Origin of the sequence: Fusobacterium perfoetens (genome assembly GCF_021531475.1) — a bacterium.
In the GTDB taxonomy this organism is placed as follows: Bacteria; Fusobacteriota; Fusobacteriia; order Fusobacteriales; family Fusobacteriaceae; genus Fusobacterium_B.
The window spans coordinates 29,255-46,416 of the sequence record NZ_JADYTX010000016.1 but is presented as its reverse complement, the minus strand read 5'-3'; the positions used below and the strand labels follow the sequence as shown (position 1 = coordinate 46,416).

The following is a 17,162-nucleotide window of genomic DNA, read 5'->3' as shown; positions in this document are numbered from 1 at the left end:
GCTGAAAGTACTTGGGGGGCAGCCCTCTGGGAGGATAGGAACTTGCCAACTTTTTAATTTTTTGTAAAAGTTGGAAATTCATAGGAAGAAGTTCTAAAGTTAAGGGAATTATAGGCTGATTTTTTAATTTAGGAATAGAAAAATTATTTTATATGTAAAAGTGGTGTGATATTTTTAAAATAGAATTGAGATAGATATTAAGATATATTATTTTTTATATTATATAGTGGAGTTGATTTGAAATATTAGTTTCAAGTCAACTTTTTATTTTTTTGAAAAATAAAAAAAGAGAAGAATTTTATTAAAATATATTTTTGTGATATAATTAGATGAGAAAAATAAAAATGGAGAGAATATGAAAAAAGCAGTTGGAATTGTAGTGGAATATAATCCTTTTTATAATGAAAAAGAATTTTAAGAAAATTGAAAAAATTTTTTATTAATAAATTATAAAAATAAAATTATTTTGAAGTAAATTATTTTAATAAAAACAAAGATAATATTTTATAAATTACATAAAATAACTTTTTTATAGATGGAATAGTCTAATAAATATATTGAAATTAAGGAGGGATTTTTATGGAGAATGAACAAAGATATTTTGAAATGACAGCTAGTAGTAATAAACTATTAAGATCTTCATTTCTATATATGATACTTGGTTTATTAGTTACTTTTTTAGTGCCTGTGTATATGATATTTTTTAATAATAATCTGATAAATTTTGTTATAAGAGGATACTACGCTATACTTATAGCTGAAGTGATACTTGTGATGGTGTTATCAGCTCGAATTGAAAAAATATCTCCAATGTCGGCAAAAATTTTATTTTTTGTATATTCAATTTTAAATGGATTGGTATTTTCGATGATAGGATTAGCTGTCGGGGATATATTCTTGATAGGATATACTTTAGCTATAACAATAGTTATGTTTGGATTATTAGCAATCTATGGGTATACTACAAAAGAGGATTTAAGCAATTATGGTGGATATTTAAAAACAAGTCTTTTAACTCTTTTGATAGTAAGTGTTCTTAATATTTTCTTGAAAGCTCCAATGCTATATTGGATAGTTTCAATAGGTGGAGTGGTTGTATTTTCTGCCTTAACAGTGTATGATGTTAATAAAATAAAACAACTTGCTTATAGAATTTCTGATGGAGATCCAGAAATGGTTGAAAAGTTAGGTATAATTGGTGCATTGGAATTATATTTAGATTTTATTAACATTTTCTTATACTTACTAAGAATTTTTTCAAAGAGAAGAAACTAGTTAAAAATTTAAGATAAAAAATAAAGAGGTTGTTGCAAATTTAAGAAATATAAGATTAAAAATTACTGCAGATTACGAAAAATTGATTTATTTAAAGCTCATCTCACTAAAATCACAAAACTCGCTACGCTCAAACAGTTGTGATTTTTAGCATTCAATGTCGCTTTATAAATCTAATTTTTCTCCATAATTTCCGTAATTTTTAATCTATATTCTTTTTAATAAAGAATGCAACAATCTCTTTTTATATTCTGATTAAACCAGAGCTTTTATCCATTTTCTAGAAAGAAATCTAGGATAAGCGATGATTATTTTTCCAAATTCTTCAAGACAGATTAAAATATATAGTATCGAAATATTTACATCAAATAAAAATATTGATACAAATCCCATTGGAATAGCAATAAACCACATAGCGATAAACTCAGTTACAGTGGCATATAAAACATCTCCTCCACCTCTGAAAGCTCCAATTATATAGCTCATTCCTAAAAACTTAAACGGTAATACAAAAGCCATAATTCTTAAAACTGATAAAATATCTTGTTTGATACTTGGTGAAACATTAAAATAAACATTTGTAAAAGGAGCAGTGAAGAAAAATAAAACTCCCATAACGACACCAACTAAGAAAGAGAAAGAACCCATTTTCAATCCTTTTTCATAGACAGACTCAATAGAATCTCCCTCACCAATACTATTTCCAATTACAATAGAGCTTGCAACTCCAAGTCCTACACCAAAAATATAGAAAAGATTATTTGTAATATTTGCAACTTGCATAGTAGTTATAGCATCAGTTCCAAGTACAGCATAAGCTTTTGAATAAGCAGTAGTTCCAGATACCCAAATAAAATCGTTTACAACTACAGGGAGAGCAGTTTTTATAAAAAGTTTTACATCATATTTATCAAAATCAAATAGTTCTTGGAAACTAGCTTTAACAATATTATTTTTAAAATAAACCATATATGTTAGATATAAAAATTCTATAAGTCTTGCAAAAGTTGTACCAAGGGCAGCTCCAACAACTCCAAGTGGCTCAATTCCAAATTTTCCAAAAATAAAAATATAGTTAAGGACACCATTAAATAAAAATCCGATTAAACTTCCTTTCATTGGAATAGAAGTTTGACCTGTACTTCTTAAAGTAGCACAGAAATTAAAAGATAGGCAAGTAAAAATATAACTAGGTGCAACAGCTCTTAAATAAGCAGAACCAGTTGATATAACATCTTTATTTTTATCAAATAACCCAATTATAAATTCTGGAAAAATAAGGGCGATACTTGTAAAAAAAACTGATGATAAAAGTGATAGTATAAGTCCAATTCCAGCAAATTTTTTTATATTAAATATCTCTTTCTTTCCCCAAAATTGAGATATAAGTACACTTCCTCCGACGCAAACAGCAGAAGTTGTTAAGAAAAACATCAGATAATATTGGTTAGCAAGTCCTACAGCAGCAATGGAAGTTTCTCCCAAATGTCCAATCATAATATTATCTAAAAAATTTAGAGAGGAAGTAATAAGATTTTGACCTATAAGAGGTAGAGATAAAATAAGTAAATTTTTAATAAATTTTTTATCAAAACTAAAAAGTGAAAGTAATTTCATAAATATCTCCTTAAAAAATTAAAAATAAAAAAGCAGTGTGGGTAATATAGCCGCTCACCTGCTTTTGACTTTGTATATTATACTTAAAAAAGAGTTATTAGTCAATACAAAAGAATTTTAAAATTATAAAATTAATATATTTAAAAAAATTTAAAGAAAAACAGGATTGATAAAATTAATAACTAGATTAAAATGCAATTTTTTGTTATAATTCAACTATAAAGAACATTTTTTGGGGGATTTAGATGAATACAAGAAAAATGGAAAATAGAATAGAAAGTGAAATATTAGAATTAACTTCTTATACAGGAAAATTAATTCTTCAAAATGGAGGGGAAGTCTATAGGGCTGAAGATGTTATTTGTCGTGTAGGAAGACACTATGGTTATGAGATAGAAACTTTTGTTACATTGACTTGTATAGTTGTTTCTGTAAAAGGAAGAGATAGCCAATATCAATCTTTGGTTACAAGAGTTACTGAAAGAAGTTGGAACTTAAATAAAGTTCATAAGGCAAATAAACTTATAAGAGAGATAGATAAATATACTTTTGAAGAATTTTATGAAAAAATGAGAAAGATAGATAAAAGTTTTTATATAGAACTTTATAGATATATAATTGGATTTGTTTTTGTAGCAATGTTCATTGGACTTTTATTCGGTGGAGGATTTAATGAAGCTATAATTGGTGGAATTGGTGGATTGATTGCTGGAATAGTAACTTATCTAATGGGAAAAGTTGGATTAAATGGTGTTATGGTCAATCTTGCAGGAAGTATAATTTGTACAGGGGTGGCGTGTATTGGAACTTATCTGGGATATACAGAAAAAACTTCAACGATTATAATTGCCTCGCTTATGAATTTAGTTCCAGGACTTGTGTTTGTTAATGCCATAAGAGATTTTGTGGCAGGAGATTTGATAGCAGGTAGTTCAAGACTTATGGAAGCTCTGATGATAGCCACATCTTTAGCTATTGGAGCAGGATTTATTATTACTTGTTATACTGCTTTGGGAGGTGTAATCTACTAATGATAATTCAAATGATAGGTCAATTTATATATTCTTCGCTGGCAACTTATGGATTTTGTCTAATATTTAACGTAAGAGGAATGATAGCTATGTCAGCCTCTTTTGTAGGTGGACTTGGTTGGATGGTTTATATTATTTCTTCAAAGTTAGGATTTAGCATAGGAGTTGCATTCTTTTTGGCAGGAGTGGTAGTAACTCTTGGTTCGGAAATAATAGCTAGAATTTTAAAAACTCCAGTAACTTCAGCTTTGATACCGACGTTTACACCATTAGTTCCCGGAGGAGGAGCATATTATACAATGCTTTATCTTTTTAATGGAGAATATACAAGAGCTATGGAAAAGGGAGCAGAAACTTTTATAATTTCGGTGGCTATAATAATTGGATTTGTTATTGTGACAGAGATGTTTAAATTATATGGAAAAAGAGTAAAAAAATTAAAAGAAAAGGAGCAAAAAATTGAAAAAAACTAATGCAGTTAGGGAATTAGACCAACATAAGATAAAATATTCTTTGAGAGAATATAAAGTTGATGAAAATGATTTAAGTGCTATTCACGTGGCTTTGGAAACAGGTTTAGAATTAGAAAGAGTATTTAAAACATTGACTTTATTAAATGAGAAAAAAGAATTTTTGGTAGTTTGTATTCCCGGTGGAGATAATATTGATTTAAAAAAACTTGCAAAACTTGCCGGTTGTAAAAAAGTAGAGATGTTACCATTAAAAGATTTAACAGCTTATACTGGATATGTAAGAGGTGGTTGTTCGCCACTTGGAATCAAGAAAAAACATTTAAGTTTTATTCATAAATCAGCACTTAACTATGAAACTATAATTTTTAGTGGTGGAATGAGAGGTCTACAAATAGAGATGTCACCAAAAGATTTGATAGATTATCTTCAAATGACAGTTGGAGATCTGATAGTTTAGTCTGGAAAGGAAAAAAATTTTGGAAAGAAAATTGAATGAATTTTTTAAAGAGATAGATGGAAAAGATAGAATAATAGGAAAAGAGAAAAAATTAAATTATTCTGTGATGGTTTTGTTTTGTAAAATAGAAGATGAAATAAATATCCTTTTTGAAAAAAGAGCTATGAATATAGCTCAAGGGGGAGAAGTATCTTTTCCCGGTGGAAAAATTGAAAAAGAGGATAAAAATTGTATAGAAACAGCTTTAAGGGAAACTTTTGAAGAAGTGGGGATAAAAAAAGAGAGAATAACTGAGGTAGTTCATTATGGAAAACTTTTGATTCCTACTGGGCAACTTATAGATGTACAATTTGGAGTGGTTGAAAATTTTTGTTATGAGGAATTAAAATTAAATCCAGATGAAGTGGAAAAAATATTTTTAGTGCCACTTAAATTTTTTCTTGAGACAGAACCAAGAATAGAAAAAGTAATGGTGGAGAATAGACCTAAATATTTAAAAGGAAATGAAGAAAAAAATTTTCCTGTTGAAGAACTGGGGATACCACATAGATATGAAAAACCTTGGGGAAGAGAAAGAGAAATTTATTTTTATAACTATGCTGGAGAAGTGATTTGGGGAATTACTGGAGAGATAATTTATTCTGTGGCAAAAGATATGAAAAAAAATGTTTGACAAAAAAAGTGATTTATGTTATTATTAAAAAAAACAAAAAAAAAAAATAAAAAATTTTAACAATTAAATTTTAAAAAAAAAAAAAAAAACGAAATGATTCAAAAATATAATTTAGTAAAATAATGGAAACGTTATGACACAAAGCTATAGGGCCTTTAAAATGGCAGCCAGTTGCAGCTTAAGAATTACACAAGAGGGGTAATTTTTTATGCTGTTTTTTTACACAAGAAAATTATAATTTGATTTAAAAAAAGTATTACTAAATGAAAAAGAGTGAGGAAGATTTATGAAAAAAGTATTATTATTAACAGGAATTATGGCATTATCAATGGCAACATTTGCTGCAACAACAACAACAACAACAGCAAAAAAATTTGCTGACGCAGTAGAAGGAGTAGTAAATGTAAAAGCTAAAGTAGTAGCTCCATTACAAATAGTAGCTACACATTTGGATTTTGGAACAATGATTCAAGGAGAAGAAATAACTCATGAATCTAATGTACCATTAGATATTTTAGGAACAACAGGTGAAAAATTACTTATAGAAATAAAAACTTCGGAAGAAGGAGAATATGTAAAGTATACAGGATCATTACATAAGTTTAATGTAATATTAAAAACAGGAACAGGAGCTACTGATAACGAAAAGCTTACAACAAAATTATCAATGTTTACAGCTGGAGCACCTGGAGATGATACTACAAATGGAATTTATGTTTTAGAAGCTGGAAACAAAAAAGAATTTATGATAGGTGGAACAGCTACAGCAAGTGCAACTCAAAAAGAGGGAGATTATACTGGAAAACTTTATATAAGAGCAAAATATTATTAATAAAAAAATAAGAGTTCGAAAGTTTCGGACTCTTATTTAGTATTTATCTAAATAAGGAGGATTTGGCTTTGAAAAAATTATATATATTTTTAAGCTTATTATTTATAAATATGTTTGCGTATGGAGTTAATTTTGCAGTTGCTCCTACAAGATTTGAAATTAAAATTGATAAAGTTGTAACAAATGAAGTTTATATTTTTAACAACACAAAAAAACCTTTAAGAATAGAAACATATACAGAAAGTGATAATGATTTTGGAAGTGAATATAATTTAGATTCAAATATAGTAGTGTTTCCAAAAATAGTATCTATAAAACCTGGAGGAAGACAAACAGTAAGATTTAGAGTAAAACCAGGGCAAAATTTAAAAGATGGAGAATATAAAAGCTATATTATTTTTAAAGAAGTTCCATCAGAAATAAAATCTTATGGAGAAAATAGTTCTGAAGAAGTATTAACATCAAAAGTAACAATTCTGACAGAATTAGGAATAAGTGTGTATGGAAGTATTGGAGAAGAAATTCTTAAAGGAAGAATAGAAAATTTTAAAACTTCTTATGAAAATGGAATTTTATCAATAAGATTTGATGGAATATCTGAAGGAAATACTTCATTTAAATATCAATTTGTGGTAGAAGATGAAAATGGAGATATTTTAAGTAAAGGAAAATGTGGAATTCCTACAAGAAATAAAAAAAATCAAATAGGATTTGGTGTAAAAGAAGTTGCTAATGCTAAAGGAAAAAGTATAAAAGTAAAAATTTTAGACCAAAAGAATAATATATTAAAAGAAGAAAAAGTAAGAATAAAAAAATAATTGAATAGAATTAGTTGTGATTAAATTAATAAAAAGGAGGAGAGAAAAATAAAAATTGAGATAGGAAAAAAGAATAGATATATAATTTTCTTTTTAACATATTTATTAACTTTTATATATGTCCAAGCTATTGAAACAGATATTCTTTCTTTTTATTGTAAAGAAATTATTATAAGAAAGGTTACTACTAGGGCAGAATTTACAGCAAAATTAAGAGTTAAAACTGATAGCACAACTGAAAATCAATATATAGATTTTGGAAATTTAAATGGTAGTGATGGAGATAATTTTATTAGAGTTGAAAATGTTCGTGTGGTTGAAACAGATTCTACTGAGATTAAATTTTCAAAAGATGAAAATGGAAATTTTCAAGATACTCTGGAATTTAATATAAAAGGAAATTTGGTTTTTTATTGGGATAAAGAAAAAAGTAACAGTTTAAAAAGAGTTAAACTGGGGAAAGTCCGTGAAAAATTAACTAGAAGTAGTAGTGTTGTGGAAGCAATAGTGGACACTTTAACTGTGAAAGAGCCGCTAACAATCAAAGTAATAAATCATATGGATTTTGGAACTATTGTTGTAGGAAGTGGAGCAAATGCTAAAACACCTGCTGAAATAGAGGTAGGGGGAAGTGATGGAAGTTTTATACAAGTTACAATACCTAAAACAGTGGATATATCAAATAAATCAAATGGTAAACTTCCAGTTGGATTAAAATTTAAAGATAAAACAGAAGAAATATCTGGAGAAGAAAAATTTATAACAGAAACAATTAAAACAGAAGGAAAAACAGATAAAATTATAATTGATGGAAGCGTTAATACTTCAGGAATAAATGAAGGAGTTTATGAAGGGAAGTTTACAGTTAGGGTAAGATATATATGATTAAAAAATTTATTTTTGTAATAATGAGTGCTGTATCTTTTTCTTTTACAACATTGGGAATGGAATTAGAAGATTATTATCTACAATTAAAAGTAAAAAGTTTAACAGATGATTTTTTTATGGGAAAATATGATAGTTTAAATGATGAAATTTATTTGGGAATGAATTCATTTTTTTACTTTATGGAATTGTATGATATAGATGTGGATATAAAAAGAAAAAAGATTTTTGGAAAAATAGATAAGCAAGAAATAAAAATTACTTTTGAAGATGATGAATGTGCAATTTTAGATGATGAATTGTATGTAAAATTAGAGGTATTAGCTGAAAAATTAAATTTTAAATCAGCAAAATTTTCTTCAGAAGATTTAAGAATTGTTATTGAACCAAGGTTTGAACTTCCTTATGAGAAGAGAGAAAAAGGGAAACTTAATAGATTGAGATTGGATTTAAGTAAGGAAGAGGAAGAGAAAAAAATAGATGTAGAGATGCCGAGAAAATTATTTACTCCCGGTTTGGTTAAACTAGGATATAGACAACCAAATTTAAAAAATAATTCGTATAATGTAAATTATGAATACGCATCTCAGCTTTTTTATGGAGAATTTTATATGTCAGGGGGAATAAAACCTGAAAGGGATATTGATTATGGAAATTTGACATACTCAAATATTTTAGGTGGGAATGATTTAGTTCTTGGAAATTTCTCTTTGATAATTCCGAGTTTTTTGGACGTAGAAACTAAAACTATTGGGGTTAGTTTGGATAGTAATGGGACTTATATGACAAGAGATGGTGGAATTACTATTGTTAAAGGTGAGGCAATAGATGCTGAAAGTATTGAATTATACAGAAATAATTTTTTACTAGATTATAAAAATTATGGTGATGAAGGATTTAGAGATAAAAATTTTGAATTTAGAGTAAATGATGGAGTTATTAATTCTAACTATATTTTAAAAATTTATTATAGAAATGGAAGAATTGAAGAAAGAATTGTTTATTCTTTATCAGATTCAGATTTGTTGAAAAAAGGAAAAAATAGATATTCTTTACAAGTTGGAAAAACTGATGGAACTGAAGACCACCAAAGAGTAGGAAAATATTTTTATGGAGTTACAGATAATATTACTTTAGGTATAGGTGGAATGAGGCTTACATCTGTTGAGGGAGAGGAGTACAAGTTTTTAGAGAATGATATTTTATTTAGAACTGGTACAAATAAATTTCCTTTGATGATTCAATATAAAAATTATTATGATTATCAAAATCACGAAAATAATTTTGAATCTACAATAGAACAAAAAATATTTGATTATAATTTAAAATATACTTATAATGAATATTCGGAAAAAATTGATATAGATAATAAAATAAAAAATTATAAATCGGTTTCTGTTGGAAAATCTTTTGGAAGAAATTATATAGAGTTTGGAGAAAGTAAAACTCAAGAAACTACTGGAGCAACAGAAAAATATATTTATGGATTGATAGATACTTCAATATTTTATCCTTTGTATACTTCATTAAGAGTTGAAAAAAATATTAACGGATATAATAAAAGAATAGCTTATAATCCCTATATAAGTTATATGGGGAGCAATGGTTTTAGTATAATGGCAAATACTAGAATAGAAAAAATTAATGATGGAGATTATATAAAGGAATATTCGTTGAGGACAAACCTAAGAAGGCAGGAGATTGTAAAAAATAAACTTTATGCAGATTTAGGGTTTGAAGTGAGATATAGAGATGGTTATCGTAGACCGACATATGGAATAACTTTTGATATTGAGTTAGATGATTTTATTTATACAAGAATTTCTTCAAGTTCAAACTTTGATGAAAAAGGAAAACATTCAAATGGAACAGGAATTCAAGTGGATAAAACAATAGATTTAAGTGATCCAAAACGTCAAATTAGTAAAAATATTTCTTTGAAAAATTCTTGGGTTTATGGAAAAGTATTCTTAGACGCAAATAATAATGGTGTTTTTGATGAGGGAGAAGAAGTTCTTAGCAATGTAGGAATTATGGCGGATAATGTAATATTCTACAGTAATGGAGATGGAGATTATATTGCAGAGGGATTATATTCTACAAATGTAATAGAATTAAAAGTTGATAGAAGAACTATTGATCCTATGACAAAATATTTGAAGGAAACTTTGAAAATAAAAACTAGAAAATCAGCTGGAATGAGAATAGATATTCCTATAAATATTGTTTCTATGGTGGCTGGAAATATATGGAAGAGTGAAGATTTTACCGAAAGAGAATTTATGCAAAAATTAACGATGGTAAATATTCTTTTGGAAAAAGATGGTAAGGTAATTGATGAAGTGAGACCAGAGTTTGATGGAATGTTTTTCTTTGAAAGCGTTCCAGCAGGGGAATATAAGATAAAATTTGAGTATTTGGGACAAGATGAAATTGGTTTCTCTCTTCCTGAGGTAGATGTAAAAATTGAAACTTTGGGAACAGATATGGGAGAATATTTTGATGGATTTGATACTGTTTTAATAAGAAAATAGAATTAAAGAAAAAGGGACTGTTGCAAGTTCAATAAAAAATGCAACAGTCTTTTTATTTTATAAAATATTAAAATATTAATTCGTTTAAAGGAATTTTTGGCACATAGTTATGACGTTTTTCAACATCTCTATAATAATCAATATTTCCCTCAACAGCGTCAACAACAGTTGAGATCTCCAAAGGTTTACCAAGAGCAATCAGAATCTCACAATTATAATTTTCAGGAATATTTAATAAATCGTGAACTTCTTTTTTATTGAAAGCTCCAAGGATACAACCACCATATCCCATAGATACTGCAGTAAGTAAAATATTTTGAGCAGAAAGCCCCATATCAAAATAATTATAATTCATATTAAGAGTTTTATCATTAGGTAAACACATTACAATATATGCCACTGGTGATTCTTCCAAAGATGGATTCCACTCTAAAAGTCCAGCCCATTTTGTAAGAGAAAATATTTTATCACAAGTTTCTTCATTTTCTACCAAAGCATAACGAATATTTTGGGAGTTTCTAGCACTGGCAGAGAGTCTAGCATTCTCAACCATCATTAAAAGTTCACCCTTATTAATTCTTTCATTAGAAAAAGTTCTGTAAGATCTGTTTTTTAGAAAAATATCTTTTTCCATTTAATAAAACCTCCTTTAAGTTTGTAGTTATAATTCTAAAATAAATCTAAATATATATAAATAGAAAACAATCAATAAAAAAATCTATATTTTTAAATAAAACTATTAAAATCAAATAAATTATGGTACAATACTCATATCACTACAAGTATTGGAGGGATAAAATGAAAAGAAGTCTTGAAGAAATCTTAAATGCCATAACACATTACACAGGAGCTATCTTTTCTTTGATAGGTCTTATATTAATAGTAACACATTCTGTGAAAATTGGGAAGATTGGTTATACTTTTGGTTGCGTGATATTTGGTTTGGCTCTAATTTTTCTTTATATGATGTCAGGTACATATCATATTTTGGTAAATGAAAAATTAAAAAAATTATTTAGAAAGCTTGACCATATAGGAATATATATTTTAATATCAGCTTCCTATACACCTTATATATTTACTATTTTAGACGGCAAAACTAGATGGATAGTTTTTTTTATTCAATGGGGTTGTACACTTCTTGGAATAGTTTATAAAATATTTTTTACAGGAAAACTAAAACTTTTATCTACTATTATATATCTAATAATGGGTTGGATGGTTGTTTTTGTATTTAAAGATGTGAAAGCGTCACTTAGTGTTTTATCATTTAATTATCTTGTTGCAGGAGGAATAGTTTACACAGTTGGAACGATATTTTATATGATGAAAAATTTAAAATACAGCCATGTAATTTGGCATATATTTGTAATATTTGGAAGTTTATTTAATTATCTTTCAATATATTATATAGCAGAAACAGTATAATTTTTGGGAGGCAGAATGAATTTTTATGTAAAACTGATAATAAAAATTTTAGAAAGAAGTATGAGTAGTCAAGATTCAGAAATTTTAAAAAAATTAAAAAGAGGTATTGATCTTACAACAGAGGACAAAAAAGAACTTGAAGAGATGATTGATAACTTATAGAAAGGAGCAGAATATGGCGATAAAATTTGTTACAGACTTTAATAAGGAAGCCGTATTTTATAAAAACAAAGAGTATACTTACAAGGATTTAATAAGAGAGGCAAAATATATCTCAAAAGTTTTAGGGATAGAAAAGGGAGAAAAAGTAGTAAACTTTATGGAAAATCGTCCAGAGTTTATCTGTAGCTTTTTTGGAATTTGGAATAGCAAAGGTGTACCAATAAATATTGATGCAGGATATACAGCAGAGGAATTAGAATATATTTTAACTGACGCTGATCCAAAAGTTATTATGACTTCAAATAAAAATCTTAAAGTGGTAGAGGAAGCAATAAAATTAAGTGGAAAAAATATTAGGATTATAAATTGTGATGAGATAAAATCTCCAGAAGATTTCGAGGTTGATGAGTATGTGATTTATTCTCCAGAACCTGAAGATATAGGAGTTTTACTTTATACCTCTGGAACAACTGGAAAACCAAAAGGAGTTGTTCTTACTTTTGATAACCTTATGTCAAATGTTGATGCGATAATTGAGATAAAAATGGCAACTCCAAAAGATAGACTTTTGGCACTTCTTCCATATCATCACGTATTGCCACTTTCAATAAATCTTTTGATGGCAATCCATATTGGAACTTTAGTTGTTTTAATTGATGAGCTTTCGGCTAGTGCTATCTTAGGAGCTTTACAAAAATATAAGATAACAATAGTTGTTGGAGTTCCAAGACTTTGGGAAATGATTCACAAGGGACTTATGGAAAAAATAAAAAGTAGCAAGATTGCTAATCTTTTATTTGAACTTTGTAAAAAAGTAAAAAGTGTAACTCTAAGTAAAATAGTTTTCAAAAAAGTTCATCAAGCTCTTGGAGGAAATATAAGATATTTAGTTTCTGGTGGTGCAAAACTTGATCCAAATATAATGGACGATTTTAAAGTTTTAGGAATAAAAGTTCTTGAGGGATATGGACTTACAGAAACATCTCCAATAATTGCTTTTACAAGACCAGATGACGTTTGTATCGGAACTGTTGGAAAAACAATCCCCGGTGTAGAAGTGAAAATTGCTGAAGATGGAGAACTTTTAGTAAAAGGAAGAAATGTCCTTAAAGAATATTATAATAAGCCTGAAGCAACAAAAGAGGCTAAAGATGAAAATGGTTGGTTTCATACTGGAGATTTAGGAAAAATAGAAAATGGATATATAACTATAATCGGTAGAAAAAAAGAGATGATAGTTTTATCAAATGGTAAAAATATAAATCCTATTGATATTGAAAATGAGATTGCTAAGGGAAGCGACCTTATAAAAGAGATAGCTGTTGTGGAGCATAATAATCATCTTTTAGCTTTAGTTTATCCAGATTTTAAACTTATAAAAGAGAGAAGTATAACAAATATTACAGAAACATTAAAATGGGATATAATAGATTCTTACAATATAAATGCTCCAGCTTATAGAAAAATTTTGGAGATTAAAATAGTTAAAGATGAATTTCCAAAAACGAAACTTGGAAAATTGAGAAGATTTATGCTTAAGGATATATTAAAAAATCTTGAAGATGGTGGAGAAAACGCTCATAAAGAAAGACCAGAAGATCCAGAAACTAAAACAAGAGAATTCCAAACTTTAGCTCAATATATAAAAGAGGAAAAGGGAGAAAATATCTATCCAGATTCTCATATAGAGATAGATTTAGGACTTGATTCCCTTGATATAATTCAATTAAACTCATTTATTGAAAAAACTTTTGGATTTAAAATAAAAGAGGAAGAAGCTATTGATTTAAAAGTTATAAAAGATATTTGTGAATATATAAGAAAAAATAGTAAAGAATATCACCTTGAAAAAATTAATTGGTCAGAAATTTTAAAAGAATCTATTGATTATCCATTGCCATCATCAAATATGATTTGGTTGACTAAGATTTTCTTTGCTCCAATTTTAAAATTCTATCTAGGTTTAAAAATAAAAGGAATAGAAAAACTTTCTAAAGAGCCAAGAATAATAATCTGTAACCATGAAAGTTTTATTGACGCTTTTGCAGTTCAAAGATTATTTAAAGGGGATATGCTAAAAAATACTTATTACTTTGCTATCAAAAAACATTTTGATAAAGCAGGGTTAAGATTTATGGCAAACCACGGAAATATAATTCTTATGGATATAAATGAAAATTTAAAAGAAAGTTTACAAATTTCTGCTGAAGTTTTAAAAGAGGGAAAAAATTTAGTAATCTTCCCAGAGGGAGCAAGAACTCGTGACGGAAAATTACAAGATTTCAAAAAATTCTTTGGAATTTTATCAAAAGAACTGAATATTCCTGTTACAGTTTTAGGAATAGATGGGGCTTACGAATCTATGCCATTTGGAAGTATATTCCCAAGACCTGCAAAAATAAAACTAGAAGTTTTGGGAGAAGTTAATCCTAGTGGACTTTCTGTTGAAGAAATTGTTAATAATTCCAAGGAAATTATAAGAGTTTGGAAGTCTGGAAAATAAAAATTAACTTGACAAAATAACCTAAATAAAGTATAATTGGTTATGCAGTAGAGATTATTGAAGTAGTTGTAAAATGTAAAGGTATCGAGATAAAATACTGAAGTTTGTTTTAGTACCTTGTAAAATTTAAGTATGGAGAAATCGTCTATGCAAAAAGTATTTTATGGAGGTATCAAAATGAACAAAGGAACAGTTAAATGGTTTAACGCTGAGAAAGGATTTGGATTTATCACTTCTGAAGAAGGAAAAGACTTATTCGTTCACTATTCTGAAATCAAAAAAGAAGGATTCAAAACTTTAGAAGAAGGACAACAAGTATCTTTCGACGTTAAAGAAGGACAAAAAGGACCTCAAGCTGCAAACGTACAAATCCTTGGATAATTGAAAAATTAAAGGAAAAAATTAAACCTACTCGATTGAGTAGGTTTTTTTATTTTATAAATTATTTAACATTTCTAAAACGATTTTTGCCGAGTGGTCAGATGCAGCAGTTTTTAAATCTTCATAACTTATTTGAGCAGAACCATCAGCTTTATCAGATATAGTTCTTAAAACTACAAATGGAACTTTATACATAGCATAAGCTACTTGAGCAACAGCAGCTCCTTCCATTTCAACAGCTTTAGCTTCAAAAGAGTTTCCAAGAGATATAACTTTTTGTTTATCAGCGATAAATTGGTCACCAGATATTATAGTTCCAACGTGAACTTTATCTTCTCCTAAAACTTTAATAGCAGATTTTTTTGCTAATTCAATTAAATCTCTGTCAGCTGGGAAGAAAGGTGATTCTTCTTCATCAACAAGTCCAAGTGGACAACCAAAAGCTGTAAGGTCAACGTCGTGTTGAGCAAGTTTATCAGAAACTACAAGGTCAAGAACATTTAAGTTGTGGTCGATAGCTCCAGCAATTCCAGTGAAGATTATTTTATCGACACCAAATTCTCTGATGGCAATATCTGTTCCAACAGCAGAATTAACTTTTCCTACTCCTGTTCTAAATAAAACAACATTTTTTCCTTGAAGTTCACCCTCGTAGAAAGTTATTTTTCCTATTTTTTTAGAGTTTACATTTTTCATAGAACCTTTTAAAAGATTGATTTCAGAGTCCATAGCTCCGATAATTCCTATTTTCATTTTTTCTCCTTAATAAATTTTATAATATACTATGCAAGGCATAGTTTTTAACTAATTAACTTTCTTTACAATATAAATTAATATCAGTTCCATCATCAAGAGTTAGAATATACCAAAAATATCCAGCATATATCCCACTTCTACCAGCATTTTGAAAACCGATTATACATTCACTTTCAAAAATATTTTCAAAAATTTCTTTTGTTACAATTTCAGTATCTAAACTTAGAATTTCTTCTCTAGTCATAATAAAACTCCCTATTCAATATTTTTAAATCCTTCACCAAGAACTTCAGAAACATCACTTATAAAAATAAATGCTTTTTTATCAATGTTTCTTACTATTTTTTTAACAGCAGTAACCTCATATCTTGAAACTATGCAACAGATAACTTCTTTAGGATCTCCTTTAAATCCACCTTTTGCATTAAGGATTGTAGTACCTCTCTCAAGTTCTTCCATAATTTTTTCTTTTATCTCAAAACTTTTCTCAGAGATTATACTTATAGATTTTGTTGAGTCAAATCCATCTTGTATAATATCAATAACTTTTGCTGAAGTGAAAAGTCCAACAAGAGTGTACATAAAGACCTCTTTTCCAAAGAAGAAAGCTAAAAGTCCAAGAACTATTGTATCTAAAATTAAGAAACATTTTCCAACTGGAATATTGAAGAATTTATTAAAAATCTTAACTAAAATATCAGCTCCACCACTAGATCCTCCAGCTATAAATATTGTCCCAAGCCCAATACCACTTAAAAGTCCACCAAATAGTGCTGCCATCAGTTTATCTTCCATTGGTCCAAGGCAATTTTGTAAAAGTCTAAAAGCTATTGATGTAGCCAAAGTTCCATAAAAAGTTTTTATAATAAATTTTCCACCGATTAATTTATATCCTGCTATAACCAAAGGAATATTTATACAAGCATAGGTAACACTTATATTAAATTCAAAAAGATAATATAAAATGGTGCAAATTCCTGCAACTCCACCATCAGCCATCTGGTTAGCTACAAAAAAATAATTTACTCCAAAAGCATAGACAAAAGCTCCAAAAGTGATAAGTAGAATATCTTTTACAATCTCTTTATAACTAACTTCTGAAAATATATCTTTAATCTTTTTTTTCATAGTTTATCTCCTAAAAAATCAAGTAAAATAAAATGTCTATTACAATTATAATCTATTTTTTTTAAATTATCAAGTAGATGAAAAATATTGAAAAAATATGAAAAATTATATTGACAAATATTCTAATAAGTGGTACTATTACATTATGAAATTATTAGCACTCACTAATAAAGAGTGCTAAAAAATAAAATAAAAAATTTAAAAATTAT

General features: G+C 27.7%; 18 protein-coding genes and 1 riboswitch. Of the genes, 13 read left to right on the top strand and 5 right to left on the bottom strand.

All coding sequences use genetic code 11. The features are described from left to right. Positions 1–579: 579 nt before the first annotated feature. Entirely contained in the window at positions 580–1,275 is a 696-nt protein-coding gene (locus tag I6E15_RS05195; protein ID WP_235246056.1) for a Bax inhibitor-1/YccA family protein, read from the top strand. Positions 1,276–1,530: 255 nt separating this feature from the next. Here I6E15_RS05195 and I6E15_RS05190 read toward each other — a convergent pair whose 3' ends face one another. Further along, entirely contained in the window at positions 1,531–2,892 is a 1,362-nt protein-coding gene (locus I6E15_RS05190; protein ID WP_235246048.1) for an MATE family efflux transporter, read from the bottom strand. A 245-nt stretch (positions 2,893–3,137) separates the two neighbouring features. Here I6E15_RS05190 and I6E15_RS05185 point away from each other — a divergent pair, with 245 nt between their 5' ends. The 8 genes from I6E15_RS05185 to I6E15_RS05150 all read left to right on the top strand — a co-directional run bounded on the left by I6E15_RS05185 (position 3,138) and on the right by I6E15_RS05150 (position 10,595). Continuing rightward, entirely contained in the window at positions 3,138–3,923 is a 786-nt protein-coding gene (locus tag I6E15_RS05185; protein WP_235246039.1) for a threonine/serine ThrE exporter family protein, read from the top strand. Beyond that, positions 3,923–4,396 carry a threonine/serine exporter family protein gene (locus I6E15_RS05180; protein ID WP_177160881.1) on the top strand — a complete coding sequence of 158 codons (474 nt, stop codon included), beginning with the start codon at positions 3,923–3,925 and terminating at the stop codon, positions 4,394–4,396. The genes I6E15_RS05185 and I6E15_RS05180 overlap by 1 nt, the downstream gene beginning before the upstream one ends. Further along, the gene (ybaK, locus tag I6E15_RS05175) at positions 4,383–4,853 is read left to right on the top strand and encodes a Cys-tRNA(Pro) deacylase (protein ID WP_177160882.1); all 471 of its coding nucleotides are present in this window, start codon (positions 4,383–4,385) and stop codon (positions 4,851–4,853) included. The genes I6E15_RS05180 and ybaK overlap by 14 nt, the downstream gene beginning before the upstream one ends. 19 nt (positions 4,854–4,872) lie before the next feature. Further along, positions 4,873–5,526, top strand: coding sequence for an NUDIX hydrolase (locus I6E15_RS05170; protein WP_235246030.1), 654 nt, complete (start codon positions 4,873–4,875; stop codon positions 5,524–5,526). Between the two features lie 103 nt (positions 5,527–5,629). Beyond that, a riboswitch (cyclic di-GMP riboswitch) is annotated at positions 5,630–5,705 on the top strand. A 107-nt stretch (positions 5,706–5,812) separates the two neighbouring features. Continuing rightward, the gene (locus I6E15_RS05165; RefSeq protein ID WP_235246009.1) at positions 5,813–6,358 is read left to right on the top strand and encodes a DUF4402 domain-containing protein; all 546 of its coding nucleotides are present in this window, start codon (positions 5,813–5,815) and stop codon (positions 6,356–6,358) included. 68 nt (positions 6,359–6,426) lie between these two features. Then, on the top strand, positions 6,427–7,176 hold the full coding sequence (locus I6E15_RS05160) for a molecular chaperone (RefSeq protein WP_235246002.1): 750 nt from the start codon (positions 6,427–6,429) through the stop codon (positions 7,174–7,176). A gap of 312 nt (positions 7,177–7,488) precedes the next feature. Next, the gene (locus I6E15_RS05155) at positions 7,489–8,061 is read left to right on the top strand and encodes a DUF4402 domain-containing protein (protein WP_235245993.1); all 573 of its coding nucleotides are present in this window, start codon (positions 7,489–7,491) and stop codon (positions 8,059–8,061) included. Further along, positions 8,058–10,595 (top strand): hypothetical protein, encoded by a 2,538-nt coding sequence (locus tag I6E15_RS05150; RefSeq protein WP_235245984.1) that lies wholly within the window; start codon positions 8,058–8,060, stop codon positions 10,593–10,595. Before I6E15_RS05155 ends, I6E15_RS05150 begins: the two co-directional genes overlap by 4 nt. Before the next feature lie 67 nt (positions 10,596–10,662). On the opposite strand, the gene I6E15_RS05145 is transcribed toward I6E15_RS05150, so the two are convergent. Continuing rightward, the gene (locus tag I6E15_RS05145) at positions 10,663–11,229 is read right to left on the bottom strand and encodes a nitroreductase family protein (RefSeq protein ID WP_177160886.1); all 567 of its coding nucleotides are present in this window, start codon (positions 11,227–11,229) and stop codon (positions 10,663–10,665) included. 164 nt (positions 11,230–11,393) lie between these two features. Between I6E15_RS05145 and trhA the strand changes: the two genes are divergently transcribed. The 4 genes from trhA (at position 11,394) to I6E15_RS05125 (ending at position 15,069) form a co-directional block, all read left to right on the top strand. Next, positions 11,394–12,023 (top strand): PAQR family membrane homeostasis protein TrhA, encoded by a 630-nt coding sequence (trhA, locus tag I6E15_RS05140; RefSeq protein WP_235245966.1) that lies wholly within the window; start codon positions 11,394–11,396, stop codon positions 12,021–12,023. Between the two features lie 15 nt (positions 12,024–12,038). Further along, positions 12,039–12,185 (top strand): hypothetical protein, encoded by a 147-nt coding sequence (locus I6E15_RS05135; protein ID WP_235245958.1) that lies wholly within the window; start codon positions 12,039–12,041, stop codon positions 12,183–12,185. Positions 12,186–12,198: 13 nt separating this feature from the next. Further along, on the top strand, positions 12,199–14,688 hold the full coding sequence (locus I6E15_RS05130; RefSeq protein WP_235245955.1) for an AMP-binding protein: 2,490 nt from the start codon (positions 12,199–12,201) through the stop codon (positions 14,686–14,688). A 177-nt stretch (positions 14,689–14,865) separates the two neighbouring features. After that, entirely contained in the window at positions 14,866–15,069 is a 204-nt protein-coding gene (locus tag I6E15_RS05125; protein WP_177160889.1) for a cold-shock protein, read from the top strand. Between the two features lie 54 nt (positions 15,070–15,123). Here the strand turns inward: I6E15_RS05125 and I6E15_RS05120 are convergent, their stop codons facing one another. The 3 genes from I6E15_RS05120 to I6E15_RS05110 are packed head-to-tail and all read right to left on the bottom strand — an operon-like array spanning position 15,124 to position 16,953. Next, positions 15,124–15,822: a 5'-methylthioadenosine/adenosylhomocysteine nucleosidase gene (locus tag I6E15_RS05120; protein WP_235245946.1), complete on the bottom strand. Its 699-nt coding sequence runs from the start codon at positions 15,820–15,822 to the stop codon at positions 15,124–15,126. Between the two features lie 55 nt (positions 15,823–15,877). Continuing rightward, positions 15,878–16,069: a hypothetical protein gene (locus tag I6E15_RS05115; RefSeq protein ID WP_235245931.1), complete on the bottom strand. Its 192-nt coding sequence runs from the start codon at positions 16,067–16,069 to the stop codon at positions 15,878–15,880. A gap of 11 nt (positions 16,070–16,080) precedes the next feature. Further along, a complete protein-coding gene (locus I6E15_RS05110) occupies positions 16,081–16,953 on the bottom strand; it encodes a YitT family protein (protein ID WP_177160891.1) in 873 nt (290 codons plus the stop codon). Positions 16,954–17,162: the final 209 nt, after the last annotated feature.

Bases quoted from the DNA above. Each gene is read 5' to 3' on its own strand.
- I6E15_RS05125 (WP_177160889.1), top strand. From the start codon at position 14,866: ATGAACAAAGGAACAGTTAAATGGTTTAACGCTGAGAAAGGATTTGGA.
- I6E15_RS05110 (WP_177160891.1), bottom strand. From the start codon at position 16,953: ATGAAAAAAAAGATTAAAGATATATTTTCAGAAGTTAGTTATAAAGAG.
- I6E15_RS05180 (WP_177160881.1), top strand. From the start codon at position 3,923: ATGATAATTCAAATGATAGGTCAATTTATATATTCTTCGCTGGCAACT.
- I6E15_RS05135 (WP_235245958.1), top strand. From the start codon at position 12,039: ATGAATTTTTATGTAAAACTGATAATAAAAATTTTAGAAAGAAGTATG.
- I6E15_RS05185 (WP_235246039.1), top strand. From the start codon at position 3,138: ATGAATACAAGAAAAATGGAAAATAGAATAGAAAGTGAAATATTAGAA.
- I6E15_RS05120 (WP_235245946.1), bottom strand. From the start codon at position 15,822: ATGAAAATAGGAATTATCGGAGCTATGGACTCTGAAATCAATCTTTTA.
- I6E15_RS05150 (WP_235245984.1), top strand. From the start codon at position 8,058: ATGATTAAAAAATTTATTTTTGTAATAATGAGTGCTGTATCTTTTTCT.
- I6E15_RS05195 (WP_235246056.1), top strand. From the start codon at position 580: ATGGAGAATGAACAAAGATATTTTGAAATGACAGCTAGTAGTAATAAA.
- trhA (WP_235245966.1), top strand. From the start codon at position 11,394: ATGAAAAGAAGTCTTGAAGAAATCTTAAATGCCATAACACATTACACA.
- I6E15_RS05115 (WP_235245931.1), bottom strand. From the start codon at position 16,069: ATGACTAGAGAAGAAATTCTAAGTTTAGATACTGAAATTGTAACAAAA.
- I6E15_RS05165 (WP_235246009.1), top strand. From the start codon at position 5,813: ATGAAAAAAGTATTATTATTAACAGGAATTATGGCATTATCAATGGCA.
- I6E15_RS05130 (WP_235245955.1), top strand. From the start codon at position 12,199: ATGGCGATAAAATTTGTTACAGACTTTAATAAGGAAGCCGTATTTTAT.
- I6E15_RS05190 (WP_235246048.1), bottom strand. From the start codon at position 2,892: ATGAAATTACTTTCACTTTTTAGTTTTGATAAAAAATTTATTAAAAAT.
- I6E15_RS05145 (WP_177160886.1), bottom strand. From the start codon at position 11,229: ATGGAAAAAGATATTTTTCTAAAAAACAGATCTTACAGAACTTTTTCT.